This is a genomic window from Pseudomonas sp. J452 (assembly GCF_024666525.1).
Classification (GTDB): domain Bacteria; phylum Pseudomonadota; class Gammaproteobacteria; order Pseudomonadales; family Pseudomonadaceae; genus Aquipseudomonas.
Genome location: NZ_CP088294.1, coordinates 1,195,453 through 1,216,245, shown reverse-complemented (window position 1 = coordinate 1,216,245; position 20,793 = coordinate 1,195,453). Strand labels below are relative to the sequence as shown.

Annotated in this window: 20 protein-coding genes and 1 pseudogene; 2 read left to right on the top strand and 19 right to left on the bottom strand. The window is 60.8% G+C overall.

Annotated features, from left to right (window positions below; all coding sequences use genetic code 11):
• Positions 1–36: 36 nt before the first annotated feature.
• From glmU to rpmH, 19 genes and pseudogenes are all read right to left on the bottom strand, one after another.
• On the bottom strand, positions 37–1,395 hold the full coding sequence (gene glmU / locus LRS11_RS05440; protein ID WP_260495879.1) for a bifunctional UDP-N-acetylglucosamine diphosphorylase/glucosamine-1-phosphate N-acetyltransferase GlmU: 1,359 nt from the start codon (positions 1,393–1,395) through the stop codon (positions 37–39).
• Positions 1,396–1,533: 138 nt separating this feature from the next.
• Positions 1,534–1,953, bottom strand: a complete 420-nt coding sequence (locus LRS11_RS05435; protein ID WP_260495878.1) for a F0F1 ATP synthase subunit epsilon — start codon at positions 1,951–1,953, stop codon at positions 1,534–1,536.
• Positions 1,954–2,135: 182 nt separating this feature from the next.
• Entirely contained in the window at positions 2,136–3,512 is a 1,377-nt protein-coding gene (gene atpD / locus LRS11_RS05430; protein ID WP_173210806.1) for a F0F1 ATP synthase subunit beta, read from the bottom strand.
• A gap of 31 nt (positions 3,513–3,543) precedes the next feature.
• A complete protein-coding gene (gene atpG, locus LRS11_RS05425) occupies positions 3,544–4,404 on the bottom strand; it encodes a F0F1 ATP synthase subunit gamma (protein WP_173210804.1) in 861 nt (286 codons plus the stop codon).
• A gap of 50 nt (positions 4,405–4,454) precedes the next feature.
• Positions 4,455–5,999 carry a F0F1 ATP synthase subunit alpha gene (gene atpA, locus LRS11_RS05420; RefSeq protein ID WP_260495877.1) on the bottom strand — a complete coding sequence of 515 codons (1,545 nt, stop codon included), beginning with the start codon at positions 5,997–5,999 and terminating at the stop codon, positions 4,455–4,457.
• Between the two features lie 21 nt (positions 6,000–6,020).
• Positions 6,021–6,557 carry a F0F1 ATP synthase subunit delta gene (locus LRS11_RS05415; RefSeq protein WP_173210800.1) on the bottom strand — a complete coding sequence of 179 codons (537 nt, stop codon included), beginning with the start codon at positions 6,555–6,557 and terminating at the stop codon, positions 6,021–6,023.
• A 12-nt stretch (positions 6,558–6,569) separates the two neighbouring features.
• Complete coding sequence (locus LRS11_RS05410; RefSeq protein ID WP_043311981.1) at positions 6,570–7,040, bottom strand: F0F1 ATP synthase subunit B; 471 nt, start codon at positions 7,038–7,040, stop codon at positions 6,570–6,572.
• A gap of 53 nt (positions 7,041–7,093) precedes the next feature.
• Positions 7,094–7,351, bottom strand: a complete 258-nt coding sequence (gene atpE, locus LRS11_RS05405) for a F0F1 ATP synthase subunit C (RefSeq protein ID WP_173210797.1) — start codon at positions 7,349–7,351, stop codon at positions 7,094–7,096.
• 155 nt (positions 7,352–7,506) lie between these two features.
• Entirely contained in the window at positions 7,507–8,376 is an 870-nt protein-coding gene (gene atpB, locus LRS11_RS05400; RefSeq protein WP_260495876.1) for a F0F1 ATP synthase subunit A, read from the bottom strand.
• A 16-nt stretch (positions 8,377–8,392) separates the two neighbouring features.
• Positions 8,393–8,801, bottom strand: a pseudogene (locus tag LRS11_RS05395) (F0F1 ATP synthase subunit I).
• 166 nt (positions 8,802–8,967) lie between these two features.
• Positions 8,968–9,840 carry a ParB/RepB/Spo0J family partition protein gene (locus LRS11_RS05390; RefSeq protein WP_260495875.1) on the bottom strand — a complete coding sequence of 291 codons (873 nt, stop codon included), beginning with the start codon at positions 9,838–9,840 and terminating at the stop codon, positions 8,968–8,970.
• An 8-nt stretch (positions 9,841–9,848) separates the two neighbouring features.
• Positions 9,849–10,637: a ParA family protein gene (locus tag LRS11_RS05385; protein ID WP_260495874.1), complete on the bottom strand. Its 789-nt coding sequence runs from the start codon at positions 10,635–10,637 to the stop codon at positions 9,849–9,851.
• A gap of 13 nt (positions 10,638–10,650) precedes the next feature.
• On the bottom strand, positions 10,651–11,298 hold the full coding sequence (gene rsmG, locus LRS11_RS05380) for a 16S rRNA (guanine(527)-N(7))-methyltransferase RsmG (protein WP_260495873.1): 648 nt from the start codon (positions 11,296–11,298) through the stop codon (positions 10,651–10,653).
• Positions 11,298–13,190 carry a tRNA uridine-5-carboxymethylaminomethyl(34) synthesis enzyme MnmG gene (gene mnmG / locus LRS11_RS05375; RefSeq protein WP_260495872.1) on the bottom strand — a complete coding sequence of 631 codons (1,893 nt, stop codon included), beginning with the start codon at positions 13,188–13,190 and terminating at the stop codon, positions 11,298–11,300. Before mnmG ends, rsmG begins: the two co-directional genes overlap by 1 nt.
• 466 nt (positions 13,191–13,656) lie before the next feature.
• Positions 13,657–15,024 (bottom strand): tRNA uridine-5-carboxymethylaminomethyl(34) synthesis GTPase MnmE, encoded by a 1,368-nt coding sequence (mnmE, locus tag LRS11_RS05370; protein WP_260495871.1) that lies wholly within the window; start codon positions 15,022–15,024, stop codon positions 13,657–13,659.
• 213 nt (positions 15,025–15,237) lie between these two features.
• Positions 15,238–16,905, bottom strand: coding sequence for a membrane protein insertase YidC (gene yidC / locus LRS11_RS05365; protein ID WP_260495870.1), 1,668 nt, complete (start codon positions 16,903–16,905; stop codon positions 15,238–15,240).
• 3 nt (positions 16,906–16,908) lie between these two features.
• Positions 16,909–17,145, bottom strand: coding sequence for a membrane protein insertion efficiency factor YidD (gene yidD / locus LRS11_RS05360; RefSeq protein ID WP_182832599.1), 237 nt, complete (start codon positions 17,143–17,145; stop codon positions 16,909–16,911).
• Positions 17,138–17,539 carry a ribonuclease P protein component gene (gene rnpA, locus LRS11_RS05355; protein WP_182832600.1) on the bottom strand — a complete coding sequence of 134 codons (402 nt, stop codon included), beginning with the start codon at positions 17,537–17,539 and terminating at the stop codon, positions 17,138–17,140. The genes yidD and rnpA overlap by 8 nt, the downstream gene beginning before the upstream one ends.
• Positions 17,540–17,555: 16 nt before the next feature.
• On the bottom strand, positions 17,556–17,690 hold the full coding sequence (gene rpmH / locus LRS11_RS05350; RefSeq protein WP_003246698.1) for a 50S ribosomal protein L34: 135 nt from the start codon (positions 17,688–17,690) through the stop codon (positions 17,556–17,558).
• Positions 17,691–18,215: 525 nt separating this feature from the next.
• Between rpmH and dnaA the strand changes: the two genes are divergently transcribed.
• Together dnaA and dnaN are read left to right on the top strand one after the other, a co-directional pair.
• Positions 18,216–19,658 carry a chromosomal replication initiator protein DnaA gene (gene dnaA, locus LRS11_RS05345; RefSeq protein ID WP_260495869.1) on the top strand — a complete coding sequence of 481 codons (1,443 nt, stop codon included), beginning with the start codon at positions 18,216–18,218 and terminating at the stop codon, positions 19,656–19,658.
• A 31-nt stretch (positions 19,659–19,689) separates the two neighbouring features.
• Positions 19,690–20,793, top strand: coding sequence for a DNA polymerase III subunit beta (gene dnaN, locus LRS11_RS05340; RefSeq protein WP_160077405.1), 1,104 nt, complete (start codon positions 19,690–19,692; stop codon positions 20,791–20,793).

The following is a 20,793-nucleotide window of genomic DNA, read 5'->3' as shown; positions in this document are numbered from 1 at the left end:
TGAGCCGCCTTTTCCCTGTGGATAACCACTCGACCGTTACTTCTTGGTCGGGCGCTTCCAGCCTTCGATGTTGCGCTGCTTGGCGCGGCCGACGGCCAGGGCCTTGGCCGGTACGTCCTGGGTCACGGTGGAACCGGCGCCAGTGGTGGCGCCATCGCCCAGGGTCAGCGGTGCCACCAGGGAGCTGTTGGAACCGATGAACACGTCCTCGCCCATCACAGTGCGGAACTTGTTGGCGCCGTCGTAGTTGCAGGTGATGGTGCCGGCGCCGATGTTAGTGCGCGCACCGATCTCGGCATCGCCCAGGTAGCTCAGGTGGCCGGCCTTGGCGCCCTCGCCCAGCACGGCGTTCTTCAGCTCGACGAAGTTTCCGACATGGGCCTTGGCACCCAGCTTCGCACCCGGGCGCAAGCGGGCAAACGGGCCGCAGTCGGCGCCCTCGCCCAGTTCGGCACCTTCCAGATGGCTGTTGGCTTTGACGATGGCGCCGCGGCGCAGGGTGCTGTTCTTGATCACGCAGTTGGGGCCGATCTGCACACCGTCCTCGATGACCACCTGGCCTTCGAGAATCACGTTCACATCGATCAGCACATCGCGGCCAACTTTCACTTCGCCACGCAGGTCGAAGCGTGCCGGGTCGAGCAGGGTCACGCCCTGGGCCATCAGGCTACGGGCGGCGCGCTGCTGGTAGTGACGCTCGAGCTGGGCCAGCTGGATGCGGTCATTGGCGCCGAGCACTTCCAGTTCGTCCTGGGCGGTTTCGGTAGCCACCACCAGGCCGTCGGCCACTGCCATGGCGATCACATCGGTGAGGTAGTACTCGCCCTGGGCGTTGCTGTTGGACAGACGCCCCAGCCAGCCGCCGAGGCGCTTGCCGGGTACGGCGAGAATGCCGGTGTTGCCCTCGCGGATGGCGCGCTGCGCGTCGCTGGCATCCTTGTGCTCGACAATCGCCTGTACCTGGCCGGCAGCGTCGCGAATGATCCGGCCATAGCCGGTGGGATCGGCCAGATTGACCGTCAGCAGGCCCAGCTGGGTGTCGTTGGCCTGCTCCAGCAGGCGGGCCAGGGTTTCTACCCGGGTCAGCGGCACATCGCCGTAGAGGATCAGCACCTTGTCCGCTTCCAACGCCGGCAGCGCCTGAGCCACCGCGTGGCCAGTACCGAGTTGTTCGGCCTGCAGCACGAAGTGGATATCGTCAGCCGCCAGACGCTCGCGGACCAGCTCGGCGCCATGACCAATCACCACATGGATCTTGCGTGGCGAAAGCTGGCGCGCCGTGTCGATCACATGGCCGAGCATGGACTTGTCGGCAATCGGGTGCAGCACCTTGGGCAGTGCCGAACGCATACGGGTGCCCTGGCCGGCGGCGAGGATGACAATATCGAGGGACATGGGGGCAGATCCTATTAAGTAGCCCGGATGCAATCCGGGGTAACCGTCCCGGATTGCATCCGGGCTACTCGTAGAAAAAGAAAAAGGGTAGCCAAGGCTACCCTTTTACTTGCTTGCACTGAAGCCGGAGGACGCGCCTCAGAACTTCTTGCGCATCTGTTGCACGGTACGCAGCTGGGCCGCGACCTCTGCCAGGTGAGCGGCAGCGGAACCGTAGTCGAACTCGGCGTCATGCTCGTGCAGCGCTTTCTCAGCAGCCTTGAGGGCTTCCTGAGCAGCTGCTTCGTCGATGTCGGCAGCGCGGGTCACGGTGTCGGCCAGGACCTTCACCATGTTCGGCTGCACTTCGAGGAAACCGCCGGAGATGTAGAACACCTCAGCTTCGCCACCCTGCTTGACCAAGCGGATCGGACCCGGCTTGAGATCGGTGATCAGCGGCGCGTGGCCTGGAGCGATACCGAGATCACCCAGGTTACCGTGCGCAATCACCATCTCGACCAGACCGGAGAAGATCTCCGCTTCTGCGCTGACGATGTCGCAATGGACTGTCATAGCCATATCTAGCCTCACATGTCGGATCGTTTGCAGCTACTGCGCTCGACCAAGCTGTGTTGAAAACCGCTTCAGACTGCTCATTTACCCAAGTAAATTCCGCGTCTTCATCGTTTTCGCCTTGCCTGGTCTTCGCTCGCAACGCTGTAAACGACCCTTGTCGCGCCCGTTGCCGGGCGCACAGGGGATTACAGTTTCTTGGCTTTCTCGATTGCTTCGTCGATGCTGCCAACCATGTAGAACGCCTGCTCCGGCAGGTGATCGTAGTCACCTTTCAGAATACCGCTGAAACCAGCGATGGTGTCCTTCAGGGAAACGTACTTGCCTGGCGAACCGGTGAAGACTTCGGCCACGAAGAACGGCTGGGACAGGAAGCGCTGAATCTTACGAGCACGGGATACCAGCTGCTTGTCGGATTCGGACAGTTCGTCCATGCCGAGGATCGCGATGATGTCCTTCAGTTCCTTGTAACGCTGCAGTACGTACTGCACGCCACGCGCGGTCTCGTAGTGCTCAACACCAACCACCAGCGGATCGAGCTGACGGGAGGTGGAGTCCAACGGGTCCACGGCCGGGTAGATACCCAGGGAAGCGATGTCACGCGACAGTACGACGGTGGCGTCCAAGTGGGCGAAGGTGGTCGCCGGGCTCGGGTCGGTCAGGTCGTCCGCAGGTACGTATACGGCTTGTACCGAGGTGATCGAACCGTTCTTGGTGGAGGTGATGCGCTCTTGCAGAACGCCCATTTCCTCGGCCAGGGTCGGCTGGTAACCCACCGCGGAAGGCATACGGCCCAGCAGTGCGGATACTTCGGTACCGGCCAGGGTGTAACGGTAGATGTTGTCGACGAACAACAGTACGTCACGACCTTCGTCACGGAACTTCTCGGCCATGGTCAGGCCGGTCAGGGCTACGCGCAGACGGTTGCCTGGCGGCTCGTTCATCTGACCGTAAACCAGGGCTACCTTGTCGAGAACGTTGGAGTCCTTCATCTCGTGGTAGAAGTCGTTACCCTCACGAGTACGCTCACCCACACCAGCGAACACGGAATAACCGCTGTGTTCCATGGCGATGTTACGGATCAGTTCCATCATGTTTACGGTCTTGCCGACACCGGCACCACCGAACAGACCGACTTTACCGCCTTTGGCAAACGGGCAAACCAGGTCGATAACCTTGATGCCGGTTTCCAGCAGCTCGTTGCCGCCCGCTTGTTCAGCGTAGGACGGCGCAGGGCGGTGGATTTCCCACTGCTCTTCTTCGCCGATCGGGCCGGCTTCGTCGATTGGGTTGCCCAGTACGTCCATGATCCGGCCCAGGGTCGCTTTACCGACCGGTACGGAGATGGCCTTGTGGGTACGGGAGACGTCCAGGCCGCGTTTCAGGCCTTCGGTCGAACCCATGGCAATGGAGCGAACCACGCCGTCGCCCAGCTGCTGCTGAACTTCCAGAGTGGTTTCGGCGCCGACTACTTTCAGCGCTTCGTAGACTGCCGGCACCTGATCACGCGGGAATTCCACGTCGATGACGGCGCCGATGATTTGAACGATACGTCCGCTACTCATCTTTGGTTCCTCTGAATATTTGAACCGTTCTTTAAACCGCGGCAGCGCCGCCGACGATTTCCGAAATTTCCTGGGTGATCGCTGCCTGACGCGCCTTGTTGTAAATCAGCTGCAGGTCTTTGATCAGATCGCCAGCGTTGTCGGTGGCGTTCTTCATCGCGATCATCCGCGCCGCTTGTTCAGCCGCGTTGTTCTCGACCACCGCCTGGTATACCTGCGATTCCACGTAGCGCACCATCAAGCCTTCGAGCAGCTGTTTGGCATCGGGTTCGTAGAGGTAGTCCCAGTGGTGCTTGAGCCCAGCATCCGGAGTCGCCACCAGCGGAATCAACTGCTCCACTGTCGGCTTTTGCGTCATGGTATTGATGAACTTGTTCGAGACCACGGACAGACGATCGATGCGACCTTCGAGGTAGGCATCGAGCATGACCTTGACCGAACCGATCAGATCATTGATCGACGGTTCCTCGCCCAGGTGGCTGATCGCAGCAACGACATTGCCACCAAAGTTGCGGAAGAACGCCGCGCCCTTGGTACCAATCACGCAGAGATCAACCTCTACGCCTTGCTCGCGATTGCTCGCCATGTCCTTGACCAGAGCCTTGAACAGGTTGGTATTCAGACCACCACACAGACCACGGTCCGAACTCACCACCACATAACCGACGCGCTTTACTTCGCGCTCGATCATGAACGGATGACGGTATTCCGGGTTGGCGTTGGCCAGATGACCAATCACCTGACGGATACGCTCCGCGTAGGGACGGCTCGACGCCATGCGCATTTGTGCTCTGCGCATTTTGCTGACCGCCACCTTTTCCATGGCGCTGGTGATCTTCTGCGTGCTTTTGATGCTCGCAATCTTGCTGCGAATCTCTTTTGCGCCTGCCATGTAACACCTATCAGGTTAGCAAGCGGGGATCTTGCGATCCCCGCTGCGGCTTACCAGGTTTGAGTGGCCTTGAACTTCTCGATACCGGCTTTCAGCTGGCCATCGATGTCGTCATTGAAGTCGCCCTTCTCGTTGATCTTCGCCATCAGTGCGGCGTTCTCACGGTTGAAGAAGGCGATCAGGGCCTGCTCGAAGCTGATGATCTTGGCGACTTCGATGTCCACCAGGAAGCCACGCTCGGCGGCGTACAGCGACAGAGCCATCTCGGCGATGGACATCGGCGCGTACTGCTTCTGCTTCATCAGCTCGGTTACACGCTGACCATGGTCAAGCTGCTTGCGGGTGGCTTCGTCCAGGTCAGAAGCGAACTGGGCGAAAGCCGCCAGTTCACGGTATTGAGCCAGAGCGGTACGGATACCACCGGAGAGCTTCTTGATGATCTTGGTCTGAGCAGCACCACCCACGCGGGATACCGAGATACCGGCGTTGACGGCCGGACGCAGACCCGAGTTGAACATGGCCGATTCCAGGAAGATCTGACCGTCGGTGATCGAAATCACGTTGGTCGGAACGAACGCGGAAACGTCGCCAGCCTGGGTTTCGATGATCGGCAGAGCGGTCAGCGAACCGGTCTTGCCAGTCACGGCGCCATTGGTGAACTTCTCGACGTACTCTTCGGAAACGCGGGAAGCGCGCTCCAGCAGACGGCTGTGGAGATAGAACACGTCGCCCGGGTAAGCTTCGCGGCCCGGCGGACGGCGCAGCAGCAGGGAGATCTGGCGGTAGGCAACGGCTTGCTTGGACAGGTCGTCGTACACGATCAGGGCGTCTTCACCGCGGTCGCGGAAGTATTCGCCCATGGTGCAACCGGCGTACGGTGCGATGAACTGCAGGGCAGCCGATTCGGAAGCGGACGCAGCCACCACGATGGTGTTGGCCAGGGCGCCGTTCTCTTCCAGCTTGCGTACGATGTTGGCGATGGTCGATTGCTTCTGACCGATAGCCACATAGACGCAACGGATGCCGCTGTCTTTCTGGTTGATGATGGCGTCGATGGCCAGAGCGGTTTTACCGATCTGACGGTCACCGATGATCAGCTCGCGCTGGCCACGGCCTACCGGGATCATGGCATCGACCGACTTGTAACCGGTTTGCACCGGCTGGTCGACCGACTTACGCCAGATCACGCCCGGCGCAACCTTCTCAACCGCGTCGCTAACGACGTTGTTCAGCGGGCCTTTGCCGTCGATCGGGTTACCCAGTGCATCGACCACGCGACCCAGCAGTTCCGGACCAACCGGGACTTCCAGGATGCGGCCGGTGCACTTGGCGCTCATGCCTTCGGCCAGCGACTGGTAGGCACCCAGAACCACGGCGCCGACGGAGTCGCGCTCAAGGTTCATGGCCATACCGTAGACGCCGCCCGGGAACTCGATCATTTCACCGTACATGACGTCGGCGAGACCATAGATCCGCACGATACCGTCAGACACGCTGACGATGGTGCCTTCGTTACGAGCCTGGGAAGAGACGTCGAGTTTCTCGATACGTCCCTTGATGATTTCACTAATTTCGGAAGGATTGAGTTGCTGCATTGCTCTGCTGCCCCTTCAAACTCAAGATTTCAACGCTTCGGCCAGCTTCGCGACTTTGCCGCGAACCGAGCCATCGATAACCAGGTCGCCCGCGCGGATTACCACACCACCGATAAGGGTGGCGTCTTCCGTCGCGTGCAGACGCACTTCTCGACTGAGCCGTGCGCTGAGAACCTTGGCGAGTTTGTCTTGCTGTTCGGTGCTCAATGCGAAGGCACTGGTCACTTCCACGTCCACCGACTTTTCCTGTTCAGCTTTGTACAGCTCGAACAGGGCGGCGATTTCCGGCAACAGATCGAGACGATTGTGTTCGGAGACAATGGAAATGAAGTTGCGTGCCTGGGCATCGAACTTGTCACCACACACTTCATTAAAAGTGGTGGCCTTTTCTGTACTCGTCAGACGCGGGGCCTTGAGCACGCGTTGCAGGGTGTCGTCTTGCGACACCACTGCAGCCAGGCCGAGCATGGCTGACCAGGAGGCCAGTTGCTGATGGGCCTGGGCGTGCTCGAAAGCAGCCTTGGCGTAAGGTCGGGCCAGCGTGGTCAGTTCTGCCATGATCGCCCTCGCTTAGATTTCGGCTGCCAGTTTGTTAACCAGCTCCGCATGCGCGTTTTGATCGATGGTTGCACCCAGGATCTTCTCGGCACCGCCAACAGCCAGGGCACCCACTTGGGCACGCAGGGCGTCTTTGACGCTGTTCAGTTCCTGTTCGATCTCGGCCTGAGCCTGAGCCTTCACACGGTCAGCTTCGACACGGGCCTGATCACGGGCTTCGTCGACGATCTGGGTACCGCGTTTCTTGGCCTGCTCGATGATTTCCGCAGCCTGGGTTTTGGCTTCGCGCAGTTGCTGAGCCACTTTCTCGTGGGCCAGTTCCAGATCACGAGCCGCACGGTTGGCGGCGTCCAGACCATCAGCGATCTTCTTCTGGCGTTCGCGCAAAGCCGTGATGACCGGAGGCCATACGAACTTCATGCAGAACAGCACGAAAATGAAGAACGCAACGGCCTGGCCAATCAGGGTTGCATTAATGTTCACGCCAATACCTCGCTCGTTCGTTGTCTATCCAGCTAATCAACTCGATGAGTTGATTAGGCCGGGATTTGAGCGATGAACGGGTTAGCGAAGGTGAAGAACAGGGCGATACCAACACCGATCATGGTCACGGCGTCCAGCAGACCGGCGACGATGAACATTTTGACCTGCAGCATCGGAACCATTTCCGGCTGACGCGCAGCGCCTTCCAGGAATTTGCCGCCCAGCAGGCCGAAGCCAATGGCAGTACCCAGAGCGCCCAGGCCGATCAGCAGGGCAACAGCAATCGCGGTGAGACCAACTACAGTTTCCATCTTTCCTCCCGACTTTTTATGTCGTATTGGTTAGGGGTTTTTCAAAGTGAAGCGGTAAAGCAAAATCGTTTTTCAATCTCGGAGAGGTCAGCCCTCTCCCGCCCTTCGGGCACCCTCTCCCAGAGGGAGAAGGTCATCAGAGGCGCAGGGCGCTCTTAATGGTTGTCTTCGTGCGCCATCGACAGGTAGACGATGGTCAACATCATGAAGATGAACGCCTGCAGGGTGATGATCAGGATGTGGAACACCGCCCACGCCCAGTTCAGTACAACACCCAGGGTGCTGAGCAGGAACATGCCACTGCCGAACATCACGGCAATCAGGATGAAGATCAGTTCGCCGGCATACATGTTGCCGAACAGACGCAGAGCCAGGGAAATCGGCTTGGCGATCAGGGTGACGAACTCGAGGAGGAAGTTCACCGGGATCAGCAGGATCTGCACGACGATGTTCTTGCTGCCGAAAGGATGCAGGGTCAGCTCGCCGAGGAAGCCGCCGATGCCCTTGACCTTGATGCTGTAGAAGATGATCAGGGCGAACACCGACAGGGCCATGCCCAGGGTGGCGTTCGGGTCGGTGGTCGGCACCACGCGGAACGGCAGATGACTGTCGCCCGTGATGGTCGCGGCCAGCATCGGCAGGAAGTCGACCGGCACCAGGTCCATCAGGTTCATCAGGAAGATCCAGACGAAGATGGTCAGGGCCAGCGGCGCGATCAGCGCGTTACGGCCGTGGAAGGTGTCCTTGACGCTGCCGTCGACAAACTCGATCAGCACTTCGACGAAGTTCTGCAGGCCACCCGGTTGGCCGCTGGTGGCGCGCTTGGCGGCCGAGCGGAACAGCAGGATGAAGATCAGGCCGAGGAAGACGGACCAACCCAGGGTATCCACGTGGAATGCCCAGAAGCCCATTTCCTTTGCTTCTTGTGCGGTGTGGGCGAAGCCCCAATCACCAGTCGGCAGTTGCCCAAAAGTCAGGTTCTGCAGGTGGTGCTGGATGTAGCCCGAAGCGGTTTGTTCTGCCATGTTTGCCTCAAACGCTCTAAGGTCTCGAAAGTCTTGTTCTCATCAGCAGCGGTGTGAACCAGTTGACCCCTTGGGTCAGTAGGAAGACACCGAACAGCGCCAGTGCTTCCAGAGGTTTCACCCCTGCAAACGCCAGCGTGAATAACGCTGCCGTCAGAATCAGTTTGCCCGCCTCGCCGGCATAAAAAGACCGGACGATGTTCTGAGCCGCCCGCGCCCCGCTGAAACGGAACGCCTTGTGGGCGAAATACAGGTTGGGCAGCCAGGCAATCAGCCCCCCCACAGAGTCCCGAGTAACCGCTCACCGGGCCGCGCCAGCCGTACAGGGTAGCAGCAGCCAGCAGCAACACGGCCAATTGAGTGAGCAGCACCGGAAAAACCGGCAAACGATGGAAGGGCAGGCGGTTTGGCGTGCGGGCATCCATCACTACTGTTCCTCTGGCGTCGGCCGCCTAAAATCAATCACTTGGCATATTTTGTGCCGACAAAATGCGCGCGAAGTATAGGGTGGGTTCTACCCCCATTCAACTGGCCGGTAGTGAATTCCGACCGTCCGGCACAGCACCAAAGATGTGCAATTGTTTCCCCGAATTAGCGAATGTGCGCCAAAACGCCCTGCAACTCGTCCAGCGAGCTGTAGCGGATGACCAGCTGACCCTTGCCCTTCGGACCATGCTTGATCTGCACCGGAGCCCCTAGCTTCTCGGCCAGGCGCTGTTCCAGGCGGTTGATGTCCGGATCGCTCTTGACCGCGGCCACCGGTTTTTCCTTGCTGTTCAACCACTGCCGCACCAGGGCCTCGGTCTGACGCACCGTCAGGCCGCGTGCGACAACATGTCGCGCACCTTCGACCTGCTGTTCGGCGGGCAAACCGAGCAGGGCGCGGGCATGGCCCATTTCCAGATCGCCATGGGACAGCAGGGTCTTGATCTCTTCCGGCAGGGCGATCAGGCGCAGCAGGTTGGTGATGGTTGCCCGCGACTTGCCCACCGCGTCGGCGACCTGCTGCTGGGTCAGCTCGAATTCCTGCTGCAAACGCTGCAACGCCACCGCTTCCTCGATCGGATTGAGGTCTTCGCGCTGGATGTTCTCGATCAGCGCCATGGCGATGGCCGCTTCGTCCGTTACGTCACGGACCATGGCCGGGATCCTCTCCAGGCCGGCCTGCTGGCTGGCGCGCCAACGGCGCTCACCGGCGATGATCTCGAAGCGGCCGCCACCGATGGGGCGCACCACGATCGGCTGCATCACACCCTGGGCCTTGATCGAGTTGGCCAGCTCTTCGAGCGCACCCGGGTCCATGTCGCGGCGCGGCTGGTATTTGCCACGCTGCACCAGATCCAGCGGCAGATGCTGCAGCTCACGGGTGTCGGCCTGTACGGCTTCGTTTTCCAGGGCGGCAGCGGAGGTGCCGCCGAGCAGGGCGTCTAGCCCGCGGCCGAGTCCACGTTTCTTGAGGGCCATGGGATTCCTTAGGCGGTAGCAGTTTTGGCGCTGCTGCGCTGACGGCGCACCAGTTCGCCGGCCAAGGCCAGGTAGGCAATGGCACCACGGGATTGCTTGTCGTAGACCAGTGCCGGCATGCCGAAGCTGGGCGCCTCGGCCAGGCGCACGTTGCGCGGGATGACCACGTCGTAGAGCTTGTCGCCGAAATGCTCCTTGAGCTGCGCGGTGACATCGTTGGTCAGGCTGATGCGCGGGTCGTACATGGTGCGCAGCAGGCCTTCGATCTTCAGGCTCGGGTTGAGCAGTTCGGCGATGCGCTGGATGCTGTTGACCAGGTCGCTCAGGCCTTCCAGCGCGTAGTACTCGCACTGCATGGGGATAATCACCCCGTCGGCGGCGACCAGGGCGTTGACCGTGAGCATCGACAGCGCCGGCGGGCAGTCGATGAGGATGTAGTCGTAGTTCTCGCGGATCGGCGCCAGCGCATAGCGCAGGCGGCTCTCCTTCATCTTCATTTCCAGCAGACCTACTTCCGCGGCGGTCAGGTCGCGGTTGGCCGGCAGCAACTGGTAACCGCCATGCTCGGAGAACTGCATGGCTTCGCCGACCGTGCTCTCGCCGATCAGTACGTCGTAGATCGAGTGTTCCAGGGTCTGTTTGTCGACGCCACTGCCCATGGTGGCGTTGCCCTGCGGGTCGAGGTCGATCAGCAGCACACGGCGCTTGGTAGCGACCAGGGATGCCGCCAGATTGATGCAGGTAGTGGTCTTGCCGACTCCGCCTTTCTGGTTGGCGATCGCGAATACTTTAGCCATGCTGCCGTTCCCCCTAGACCAAGCGACGCAGTATCAACAGATGGCGCTGGCCTTGGCAACCGGGAACCTTGAGCACGTGCGTGCTTTGCAGACGAAAGTCCGCCGGCAGGGCCTGCAGCTCGTCATCCGGATGCACGCCCTTCATCGCCAGCCACTCGGTATGGCCGTCGCCTAGATGCCGGGTCCAGTCGGAGAAATCCTGCAGCGAGCTGAAGGCACGCGAGCAAATACCGCTGAAAGGCACCTCCGGCTGGAACTCTTCGACCCGGCTGTGGATAACTTCCAGGTTGGCCAGCTTCAGCTCCAGCTTCACCTGAGTCAGGAAGCGGGTCTTCTTGCCATTGGAGTCGAGCAGGGTGAACTGCCGCTCGGGAAACAGGATGGCCAGGGGAATCCCCGGCATGCCGCCGCCGCTGCCGACGTCCAGCCAGTTATCGCCATGCTCGGCGACAAAAGGCACCACGCTCAAGCTGTCGAGCAGATGGCGCGAAACCATTTCGTCCGGGTTGCGCACGGCGGTCAGGTTGTAGGCCTTGTTCCATTTGATCAGCAGCGCCAGGTAGGCCAGCAGCTGCTCCTGCTGCTGGGCGGATACGGCGACGCCAAGCGTCTGCGCGCCTTGCGCGAGTTCTTCGGCATGGCGTTGGGTAACGGCAGACATCAGGCGCTTTGCTCCAGCTGACGGCCAGCGCCGCGTTTCTTCAAATGAATCAGCAGCAGGGAAATCGCCGCCGGGGTCACGCCGGGGATCCGCGAGGCCTGGCCGAGGGTCTGGGGGCGGCTGTTACCCAGCTTGCCCTGGATCTCCTTGGACAACCCGGAGATCCCGGCGTAGTCGATATCGGCCGGCAGCTGGGTGTCTTCGCTGGCACGCAGGCGCTCGATCTCTTCCTGCTGACGCTCGATGTAGCCGGCGTACTTGGTCTTGATCTCGATCTGCTCGGCGACCTGCGGGTCGCTGGCACCGGCGCCGGTCACCTCAATCAGGCTGGCGTAGTCGATTTCCGGGCGGCTGAGCAGGTTGAGCAGGTTGTACTCATGAGCCAACGGCGTACCGAAGCGCTCCATGATGGCATCGCCCTGGGGTGTACCTGGGCGCACCCAGGTGCTCTTCAGGCGCTGTTCTTCCTGAACGATGCCTTCACGCTTGGCTTCGAAGGCGGCCCAGCGGGCATCGTCGACCAAGCCCAGCTCGCGGCCTTTCTCGGTCAGGCGCAGGTCCGCGTTGTCCTCGCGCAGGATCAGCCGGTACTCGGCGCGCGAGGTGAACATGCGGTACGGCTCCTGGGTGCCCAGTGTGATCAGGTCGTCGACCAGTACGCCGATGTAGGCCTCGTCGCGGCGCGGGCACCAGGCTTCCTTGCCCTGGGCGCGCAGCGCGGCGTTGGCCCCGGCCAGCAGGCCCTGGGCGCCGGCTTCTTCGTAGCCAGTGGTGCCGTTGATCTGCCCGGCGAAGAACAGGCCGCCGATAACCTTGGTCTCCAGGCTGTACTTGAGGTCGCGCGGATCGAAGTAGTCGTACTCGATGGCGTAGCCGGGCCGCACGATATGGGCGTTCTCCATGCCACGGATGGAACGCACGATTTGCAGCTGCACATCGAACGGCAGCGAGGTGGAGATGCCATTGGGGTACAGCTCATGAGTGGTCAGGCCTTCCGGCTCGATGAACACCTGGTGGCTGTCCTTGTCGGCGAAGCGATGGATCTTGTCCTCGATCGACGGGCAGTAGCGTGGACCGATTCCCTCGATCACGCCGGAGTACATCGGCGAGCGATCCAGGTTGCTGGCGATGATCTCGTGGGTACGCGCGTTGGTGTGGGTCATCCAGCAACTGATCTGCCGTGGATGCATGTCCTTGTTACCCATGAAGGACATCACCGGGATCGGCGTATCGCCCGGTTGCTCGGTCATCAGCGAGAAATCTACCGAACGGCCGTCGATGCGCGGTGGGGTGCCGGTCTTCAGGCGACCGACGCGCAGCGGTAACTCACGCAGGCGCTGGGCCAGGGCGATCGAGGGCGGATCGCCGGCACGGCCGCCGGAGTAGTTCTGCAGACCAATGTGGATAAGTCCGCCGAGGAAGGTTCCGGTGGTCAGTACCACTGAATCGGCGAAGAAGCGTAGGCCCATTTGGGTGACCACGCCTTTGACCTGGTCCTGCTCGACGATCAGGTCGTCGGCAGCCTGCTGGAATATCCACAGGTTCGGCTGATTTTCCAGGATCTCGCGGATCGCGGCTTTGTACAGCACGCGGTCGGCCTGGGCGCGAGTGGCACGTACAGCCGGGCCCTTGCGGCTGTTGAGCACGCGAAACTGGATGCCGCCCTTGTCGGTGGCGAGTGCCATGGCACCGCCGAGGGCGTCGATTTCCTTGACCAGGTGGCTCTTGCCGATACCGCCGATGGCTGGGTTGCAGCTCATCTGGCCGAGGGTTTCCACGTTGTGGGTCAGCAGTAGGGTCTTCACGCCCATGCGTGCCGCTGCCAATGCAGCCTCGGTACCGGCATGACCGCCACCGATCACGATCACGTCAAAACGGGAAGGGAAGTCCACCACGCACCTCGTGCCTGTAGAAAAGGGGGAAAAAGAGAAGGGGCGCAAGTATAGGGACTTAGCCGGAGTGAATGAAGCCTTCTGCACAAAAAATAGCCAGTCGGTAAGGCTTCAGGTTTATAGAGAATAAAAGAATGAAGTTTTATAAAGCCTTATTTTTATTTTTATATATGGTCAAGGCGTTTTCTGTGGATAAAGCGCTACAGCCCTTTGCTGGCAAGCTGTACAGCGAATGATAAACCTGTGCTGATCCTGGCACTTTCCACTGGGCAAGCTGCCCACTAGCTGTGGATGGAATGGCTAGTTATGCACAGAGGGTTTTATCTTCAGCTTTCAAGCCTACTTATAGACCGGGCTTAGGCTGGGTTTTCCACAGGGCTTAGGTTCGCCTTTGTAGCCCATTGGATAACTGCCGGGCAGGGGCGATCCGCCTTGGACCAGGCAGGCGGATGCTGCTTAAGCGGGTTTATTTGCCGATGCAGAAGCTGGAGAAGATGCGTCCGAGCAGGTCGTCGGAGCTGAAGGCACCGGTGATCTCGCCCAGGGCTTGCTGGGCCTGACGTAGATCCTCGGCCAGCAGCTCGCCGGCCCCAGCCAGGGTCAGCTGCGCGCGGCCGTGCTCGAGGTGGCTGGAGGCCTGGCGCAGGGCTTCCAGATGGCGGCGGCGGGCGCTGAAGCTGTTCTCGGTGGTCTGCTGGTAGCCCATGCAGGCCTTGAGGTGTTCGCGCAGCAGATCCAGGCCGTCGTTGGACTTGGCCGACAGGCTGAGGGTGACATGACCATCCGCGCAGGTATCCAGCGCCACGGCTTCGCCCGACAGGTCGGCCTTGTTGCGAATCAGGGTGACTCGCGCTGGATCGGGGCGCTGATCGAGGAATTCCGGCCACAGGGCAAAGGGATCAGCCGCTTCTGGCGCGGTCGAGTCGACCACCAGCAGCACCCGATCCGCCTCGCCGATGGCCTTGAGGGCGCGTTCCACGCCAATCTTCTCGACCTGGTCGTCGGTGTCGCGCAGGCCGGCGGTATCCACTACGTGCAACGGCATGCCGTCGATGTGGATATGTTCGCGCAGCACGTCGCGGGTGGTCCCGGCGATCTCGGTGACGATGGCCGCCTCGCGCCCGGCGAGGGCGTTGAGCAGGCTGGACTTGCCGGCATTGGGCCGGCCGGCGATGACCACAGTCATGCCATCACGCAGCAGGGCGCCTTGTCCGGCCTCGCGCAGCACTGTGGATAAGTTGTCGCGCACGCCATCCAGCATGCCGAGTACATGGCCATCGGCGAGGAAATCGATTTCTTCCTCGGGGAAGTCGATCGCTGCTTCCACGTAGATTCGCAGCTCGATCAGCTTCTCGGTCAGACCATGCACGCGCCGCGAGAACTCGCCCTGCAGCGAGCGCAAGGCATTGCGTGCGGCCTGGGCCGAGCTGGCTTCGATCAGGTCGGCGATCGCCTCGGCCTGGGCCAGGTCGAGCTTGTCGTTGAGGAAGGCGCGCTCGCTGAACTCGCCGGGCCGTGCCTGGCGGGCGCCGAGCTGCAGGCAGCGCTGCAGGAGCATGTCGAGCACCACCGGGCCGCCGTGGCCCTGCAGTTCCAGCACGTCTTCACCGGTAAAGGAATGCGGGCCGGGGAAGAACAGCAGCAGGCCCTGGTCGATCACTTCGCCGCCGTCGTCGTGCCAGGGCCCGTAGTGGGCATGCCGTGGCTTGGCTTCGAGGCCGCTCAAGGTGATGCCGATGGCCCGCGCCCGTGGCCCGGAGACCCGCACGATGCCGACCCCGCCACGACCCTGGGCGGTGGCGACGGCGGCGATGGTTTCTCGGGCGGCGTTCATGGTGGCTCTCTCCGAGCCTGCTCACGACCTGCTGCGCGTCGGAAAAACTGCGTTGAAAGCGGCTTCGGAATGCTCATTTACAACTCGTAAACTCCGCTTCCTCAGCTGCTTTCGCCTGGTTTTTCTCTAACTCGCAGGCCGTGAGCAGGCTCTCACAAAGGATGGATAGCAAAACGCCCCACGAGGGGGCGTTCAGTGCAGCGGCGAGGACGGTCAGGCTTTCGCCGCAGCCGCCTCGATCTTGCGGGTAATGTACCACTGCTGGGCGATGGACAGGACGTTGTTGACCACCCAGTACAGCACCAGACCAGCCGGGAACCAGAGGAAGAAGAAGGTGAAGATGATCGGCATCAGCTTCATCACCTTGGCCTGCATCGGATCCGGCGGCGTCGGGTTGAGCTGCTGCTGGATGAACATGGTGGCGCCCATGATGATCGGCAGGAGGAAGAACGGATCCTTGATCGACAGGTCGGTGATCCACAGCAGCCACGGGGCCTGGCGCATTTCCACGCTTTCCAGGAGGGTCCAGTAGAGGGCCAGGAATACCGGCATCTGCACCAGGATCGGTAGGCAGCCACCGAGCGGGTTGATCTTCTCCTTCTTGTACAACTCCATCATCGCCTGGGACATCTTCTGGCGATCATCGCCATGCTGTTCCTTTAGCGCGGCCAGCTTCGGCGACACCGCACGCATGCGCGCCATCGACTTGTAGCTGGCGGCGGACAGCGGGAAGAACGCCAGTTTGATGATGATGGTCAGGACGATGATCGACCAGCCCCAGTTACCCAGGATGCTGTGGATATGTTCCAGCAGCCAGAAGATCGGCTGGGCGAGGAACCACAGGATGCCGTAGTCGACGGTCAGCTCCAGGCCCGGGGACAGTTCGCCCAGGTGCTTCTGGATCTTCGGGCCGGCATACAGGGTGGCGCCGGTCTCGGCGTTGGCGCCGGCGGCGACGCTGAGGGTCGGACCGGTGAAGCCGATGATGTAGTTGCCCTGGCTGTCCTTGCGGGTCTGCACCACGTTGCTGGTGTCTTTGCCCGGGATCCAGGCGGTGACGAAGTAGTGCTGCAGCCAGGCGACCCAGCCACCCTGCACGGTTTCCTTGTCGGCCTGCTTGTCGATATCGCTCATCGACACTTTCTTGTACGGCTCCTCGCTGGTCCACATGGCTGCGCCCAGGTAGGTGGCGGTGCCGGTGGCGGTGGTCGAGGATGGGTCGCCGCTGCTGTCGCGCTTGAGCTGGGCAAACATGTTGCCGCTCCAGGCCTGGGCCGACTGGTTGTCGATCCGGTAGGCCACGGCCAGTTCGTACTGACCGCGCTTGAAGCTGAAGCGCTTGATGTAGTTGACCCCGGCTTCGCTGTATTTCAGCTCGACGACCAATTCATCCTGGCCGTCTGCCAGTTGGTACTGCTGCTGGGCGCTGCTCCACAGGGCGCGACCACTGCTCTTGTCCGGCGCATTGCTGCCGATCAGGCCGCTCTGTGCCAGGTACAGGCGCTCGCCACCGTTATCGAACAGCTGGAACGGAATCTCCGGATGATCCTGACGACGTGGGTAAGCCGGCAGGGTCAACTGCACGATGTCACCACCACGCGGGTCGATGGCCAGGTCGAGCACGTCGGTCTTCACCCGGATCAGCTGATCACTGACGGCGGCAGTGCTTGCAGGCTGGGCCTGTTCACTGTTGGCAGCCGGGATGTCGTCGTTGCTGCTGGCGACTGCCGGCGCATCAGGCAGATCCGGATTACTGTTGCTGGCAACAGCGGCACTCTGGGTCGGCAGAGCAGCCTGGCCATAGTCTTCGTTCCACTGCAGAACCATCAGGTAGGAGACGATTGCCAGGGCGACGAGCAGGATCGAGCGTTGGATATCCATGGATTACTCGGTCATCGAAGGGGGAGAAAGAGGCGGAACCGGATCGTAACCACCGGGGTTCCAGGGATGACAGCGGCTCAGGCGACGAATGCCAAGCCAGCCACCCCGCAGCAAACCATGCAGTTCGATGGCTTCCTGGGTGTAGCAGGAACAGCTGGGGTAGAAGCGACAGTGATTGGCCATCAACGGGCTGATGGCGTAGCGGTAAAACTGGATCGGAAGGATCGCCAGTTTACGCATGGGGACTGTCGCTCACCCCTATTCCGGTTTTGGCTTCAGGGCTAGGCTGCTGGCGGGCAAGGCGTTTCCAGAGTTTCTCGAACTGCTGATGCAGTTCGGGATTGTCCAGATCGCCAAGACCCTTGCGTGCTACCACGACAATGTCCAAACCGCCCAATAACGCCTGATGATGCCGGAAGGAATCCCGGATCAGGCGTTTCAGGCGGTTGCGCTCGACGGAAAGCTTGACGCTTTTCTTGCCGATCACCAAACCCAGGCGGGGATGGTCCAGATCGTTAGTGCGAGCGAGGAGCAGGACGTTTTTGCCAGGAGCCTTGCCGCTGGGTGAGTCGAATACTGTCTTGAATTGCCGGGGTGTCAGCAGACGCTTTTCCCGACCGAAGTCTCGACTCACCACCCGTTCCGGTTTATCAGACGGTCAGGCGCTTGCGGCCCTTGGCGCGGCGACGCGACAGGACTGCACGACCGTTCTTGGTGGCCATGCGTGCGCGGAAACCGTGGGTACGAGCGCGCTTGATAGTGCTGGGTTGGAAAGTGCGTTTCATGGTGCTTACCTGGGTGATCCACTGCGGGCCGGAATGGCCCCCGTTTAAAGAGACCGGCGATTCTAGTGAAAGCCAAGCCTCAGGTCAATTTCCAGACAGGCTTCTGAGCATAAAGAAGATAAAAGGAAAGAAATTCTTAAAAGAACTTGTAGTACTTATAAAGCTTTAAGGAAGCGGTTAGCTGTGGAAAACCCTGCGCAGGCTTAGTCTGACGGTACCTGCAGCGCTTGGAAAGTCTGTCGGTAACAGGTGCGCCGACTGTGTGGAGCCTGGGTGAAGCCTGTGCAGCAAATGCCACTTTACCCACAGGTGGGTTATCCAGAGGCTTTTGCCCTGGCTTATCCATAGCCCTCACGGGTAGTTTATCCACAGCTTTCCGTGGTTATCCCGTTACCGAGCGAAACACTAATAAATCCTTGATTTTGCTCGGCTGATAAGTCTTTTTCGTGTGGATAACTCGGGTCTCGGGGGCTACAATGCAGGCTGTTTTTTGCCTCGCTGACCGTAGCGACTTAGGGGTTTTCCGTGTCCGTTGAACTTTGGCAGCAGTGTGTTGAGCTGCTTCGCGATGAGTTGCCTGCCCAGCAATTCAACACCTGGATCCGCCCCTTGCAGGTGGAAGCCGAGGGTGACGAGTTGCGGGTCTATGCACCGAACCGTTTCGTTCTCGACTGGGTCAACGAAAAATACCTGGTGAGGCTGCTGGAGCTCCTGGCCGAGCGGGCCAATGGTCTGGCGCCTGCCTTGTCGATGCTGATCGGCAGCAGACGTAGCGCGGCTGCCCGTGTTGCCCCACCAGTCGCCACGCCTTCTATTAATAGTCATGTGCCGTCCGTTGCCGCGGTTGTGCACGACGCTCCATCCAGCGAGCCGCAGGTCAGTACCCAGCCCGTCGCCGCGACACGCCCAACCGAGCGCACTGTGCAGGTGGAAGGCGCGTTGAAGCACACCAGCTACCTCAACCGCACCTTCACCTTCGAGAACTTCGTCGAGGGTAAATCCAACCAGATGGCCCGCGCCGCAGCCTGGCAGGTGGCGGACAACCTCAAGCACGGTTACAACCCGCTGTTCCTGTATGGCGGCGTTGGCCTGGGCAAGACCCACCTGATGCATGCGGTGGGTAATCACCTGCTGAAGAAGAACCCGAATGCCAAGGTGGTCTACCTGCATTCCGAGCGCTTCGTCGCCGACATGGTCAAGGCGCTGCAACTCAATGCGATCAACGAATTCAAGCGTTTCTACCGCTCGGTGGACGCGCTGCTGATCGACGATATCCAGTTCTTCGCCAAGAAGGAGCGCTCCCAGGAGGAGTTCTTCCATACCTTCAACGCCCTGCTCGAAGGTGGCCAGCAGGTCATCCTCACCAGCGACCGTTACCCGAAGGAAATTGAAGGCCTGGAAGAGCGTCTGAAGTCGCGCTTCGGCTGGGGCCTCACCGTCGCGGTCGAGCCGCCGGAACTGGAAACCCGCGTGGCCATCCTGATGAAGAAGGCCGAGCAGACCAAGGTCGATCTGCCGCATGACGCTGCCTTCTTTATTGCCCAGCGCATTCGTTCCAACGTGCGCGAGCTGGAAGGCGCGCTGAAACGGGTGATCGCCCACTCGCACTTCACCAACCAGCCGATCACCATCGAGCTGATTCGTGAATCGCTGAAGGATCTGCTGGCCCTGCAGGACAAGCTGGTCAGCGTCGACAATATCCAGCGCACCGTGGCCGAGTACTACAAGATCAAGATTTCCGATCTGCTGTCCAAGCGCCGCTCACGTTCGGTCGCCCGACCACGCCAGGTGGCCATGGCCTTGTCGAAAGAATTGACCAACCACAGCCTGCCGGAAATCGGCGATGCATTTGGCGGAAGAGACCACACCACAGTTCTGCACGCCTGTCGTAAGATTGCGGAACTGCGGGAATCCGACGCGGATATCCGCGAGGACTACAAGAACCTGCTGCGCACCCTGACTACCTGACACGCAGCCTCATTAGGCAAGGGACTAGACCATGCATTTCACCATTCAACGCGAAGCCCTGTTGAAACCCCTGCAACTGGTCGCCGGCGTCGTCGAACGCCGTCAGACCTTGCCGGTTTTGTCGAACGTGCTGCTGGTGGTCGAAGGCCAACAGCTGTCGTTGACCGGTACCGACCTGGAAGTCGAGCTGGTTGGCCGCGTGGCCCTGGAAGACAGCGCCGAACCGGGTGAGATCACCGTGCCGGCACGCAAGCTGATGGATATCTGCAAGAGCCTGCCGAGCGATGCGCTGATCGATATCCGCGTCGACGAGCAGAAACTGGTGGTCAAGGCCGGGCGCAGCCGTTTCACCCTGTCGACCCTGCCGGCCAACGACTTCCCGACTGTGGAAGAAGGCCCGGGTTCGCTGACCTTCTCGCTGATCCAGAGCAAACTGCGCCGCCTGATCGAACGCACCAGTTTCGCCATGGCCCAGCAGGACGTGCGCTACTACCTCAACGGCATGCTGATCGAAGTGCAGACCGGCGTACTGCGCGCGGTGGCTACCGACGGTCACCGCCTGGCCATGTGCGCCATGGAAGCGGCCATCGAGAACACCGAGAAGCACCAGGTGATCGTGCCGCGCAAAGGTATTCTCGAACTGGCCCGTCTGCTCACAGAGCAGGACGGCGAAGTCGCCATCGTTCTCGGCCAGCACCATATCCGTGCCACCACCGGCGAGTTCACCTTCACCTCCAAGCTGGTCGACGGCAAGTTTCCGGATTACGAGCGTGTGCTGCCGCGCGGTGGCGACAAGCTGGTGATCGGTGATCGTCAGGCCCTGCGTGAAGCCTTCAGCCGCACCTCGATCCTGTCCAACGAGAAGTACCGCGGTATTCGTCTGCAACTGGCCAGCGGTCAGCTGAAGATCCAGGCGAACAACCCGGAGCAGGAAGAAGCGGAAGAAGAAGTGGCGGTCGACTACAACGGTGGCTCGCTGGAGATCGGCTTCAACGTCAGTTACCTGCTCGACGTGCTGGGCGTGATGACCACCGAGCAGGTGCGTCTGATCCTCTCCGATGCCAACAGCAGCGCCCTGGTGCAGGAAGCAGGTAACGACGACTCGTCCTACGTTGTCATGCCGATGCGTCTGTAA